Source organism: Acinetobacter sp. UBA2581 (assembly GCF_002339435.1).
Classification (GTDB): Bacteria; Pseudomonadota; Gammaproteobacteria; order Pseudomonadales; family Moraxellaceae; genus Acinetobacter; species Acinetobacter variabilis.
In genome coordinates, this window is the sequence record NZ_DDLD01000001.1 from 1 (window position 1) to 2535 (window position 2535).

At 41.7% G+C, this 2535-nt stretch carries 2 protein-coding genes; both read left to right on the top strand.

The features are described 5' to 3' along the window. Positions 1-233 precede the first annotated feature (233 nt). On the top strand, positions 234-1370 hold the full coding sequence (locus B3Q46_RS00005) for a tetratricopeptide repeat protein (protein ID WP_004780124.1): 1137 nt from the start codon (positions 234-236) through the stop codon (positions 1368-1370). A 2-nt stretch (positions 1371-1372) separates the two neighbouring features. After that, positions 1373-2518, top strand: a complete 1146-nt coding sequence (gene wecB / locus B3Q46_RS00010) for a non-hydrolyzing UDP-N-acetylglucosamine 2-epimerase (RefSeq protein WP_286712668.1) — start codon at positions 1373-1375, stop codon at positions 2516-2518. The last annotated feature ends 17 nt before the right edge of the window (positions 2519-2535 follow it).

The following is a 2535-nucleotide window of genomic DNA, read 5'->3' on the forward strand; positions in this document are numbered from 1 at the left end:
TATATTTTAATTTTGTCATCGAACCTTGCGAAGCAGTGCTTCCCACTCAGAATATTGACTCTCCGACAAACCCGGTACGGTTCATGTATTTTTTTATAAAAATAATAGAGAGTTTGGTAACTTAATTTCATCCGCTCCAAGCTTAAAATAAATTGCTGTTATAGTGTGAACTATAATATTCTAATTCATGCATTAAAATGAAAAGATTACCTACTATTTCAAGTATTTGCTTGATGATTTTAACTTTATCAACTCGAGCAGAGACCCTTCCTGAAACTTATATATTATGGGAACAATATTACCAAGTTGAACAAAAGGATCTTGAACAGGCAACACAACTTTTACAGCAGATTAGCCAGAAATCACCGCGAGATCCAAAGGTCTGGAAAACTTGGACATATCTGGAAATGCGCAAAAATAATAATACCGAAGCTTTAATTTATATTGATCGAACTCTTGAATTAACGCCAGATGATGAACAATTGTTGTTGCAAAAAGCCTATCTGTTGAATGCTGCTCAACGTAATCCCGAAGCTTTAGAAATATTTAAAAAACTGCAAAGTTCCTCAAATCCTGAAACTGCAGTAAAAGCCCAACAGGCTGTACTTAATTTAAATGGAACAACAAGTGGTCAGACTAAAAATACCTTTGCCGATATCTATTTTTCTCCTTCTTTTGAAGGACGTTATGACACGGCTATCTTACCCTTGAAGCTCCGTTATGGACGTTATTGGGGAGAAGAAAACCGTGGCCAGATTTATGGCTTTGCCAGCATTAACAGGGATACCCAATCCACCGGCGGTGCACGACCTGAGATTATTGACCAGAATGCAGCCATTGTCGGTGTTGGAACAAATTACCGTCCTTGGGAATGGCCGCTCTATCTATATCTGGAACTCGGCGGAAGTTATGATCTAATCGATTTAAACCGAGACAAATTCAGAGAAAGTATTAATTTTGGTTTGACCGGTTATCAGGAATGGTATTGGCATGATTCCGAAACCAGTCATAGTCCGATTACCCAGAAAACTCAGTATTTTGCCGAACTGTATGGCAATGCAGCGAGCTATTCACGTGAAGATTATAATGTAATTGGCGACCTGCGCCTGCGTACCGGTTGGAACTTTAACCGGGATCATCTAGGCAATATCCAGACTTATCTGAAGTTACATACGATTAATGATTCCAATAACGAATTTTATAACAACCTGGCAGAGTTGGGGCCGGGTATAGCCTGGCAACCTGCAGACTTCCCGGTCAAGCTACGTGTTGAACAGATGTATGGCAAATATGTAAATGGGGCACCTGAGTCTGGAAAAAGAACTTTTGATAATACCCGAGTGGAACTGACTTATTACTGGAGCTTTTAACCATGCTGATTGATCTTTCTTTTATTTTTGGTACCCGCCCTGAGCTGATTAAATTAGCACCAGTCATCTTAAAAGCCCAGCAAGATTCACGATTTAGAGTCAATGTGGTATTTACCGGTCAGCATCTGGAATTGGTACAGGATGCGATCGAGTTTTTCCAAATCAAGATTGATCATCATCTGCAAATCATGCAACCCGGCAAAAGTCTAAATATTCTATTAAGCAAGGCATTGACCGAACTGGATCAAGTATATCGTGACATGCCGAAATGTGATGTAATTGTAGTGCAAGGGGATACCACCACTGTACTTGCAGGTGCTCTGGTGGCCTTTAACCTGAATATTCATCTGGCGCATGTTGAAGCCGGATTACGCTCTTTTGATCTGATGCATCCATTTCCGGAAGAAGGAAACCGGCAACTGGTTTCCCGCTTGGCTCACTGGCATTTCGCACCGACCCGACGTTCTGCAGAAAACTTGCGTCAGGAAAATATTCCAGACCCGCAGATTTTTATTACCGGTAATACCGTGGTTGATGCTATTTATCATGCCCGTGATTTAATGCAATCTTCTTCTCAGCAGTCTCAGCAAAGGTTAGAGCGAATGGGGCTGAAATTAAGTGAACAAGATAAACTGGTCTTGCTGACCGCACATCGACGGGAAAATTTTGGTGAAGGTATTCAAAATCTCTGTGCCGCCATCCATGCACTATGTCGCCGTTATCCAGAGCTGCATTTTGCCTGGCCTGTGCATCTCAATCCGCAGGTATATGAAATTGCTTATCGCGAGTTTCTGGATCATCCGCAGGTACATTTGTTAAAACCTCTGGATTATCCGGACTTACTGGCTGTTTTAGGTGCAGCCTATTTTATTATGACCGATTCAGGCGGTATTCAGGAAGAAAGCCCCACCTATCAAAAACCGGTGCTCATACTGCGGGATGTAACTGAACGTCCGGAAGTGGTTGAAGCAGGTTGTGGAATACTAGTCGGTACTAATCAGGCCAAAATCGTACAAGAGTTTTCTCGTCTCATGGATGATTCAGCCTATTATCGACAACATGCAGAAGTCGAAAATCCATTTGGTGATGGTCATGCTTCGGAACGTATTTTGGAACAGATGCTGCAAGATTTAATAGTCAGAGCTTAGGGTGTGTTGACACTTTT

Excerpts from the sequence above, each read along its gene's own strand:
- B3Q46_RS00005 (WP_004780124.1), top strand. The coding sequence starts at position 234 with ATGATTTTAACTTTATCAACTCGAGCAGAGACCCTTCCTGAAACTTAT.
- wecB (WP_286712668.1), top strand. The coding sequence starts at position 1,373 with ATGCTGATTGATCTTTCTTTTATTTTTGGTACCCGCCCTGAGCTGATT.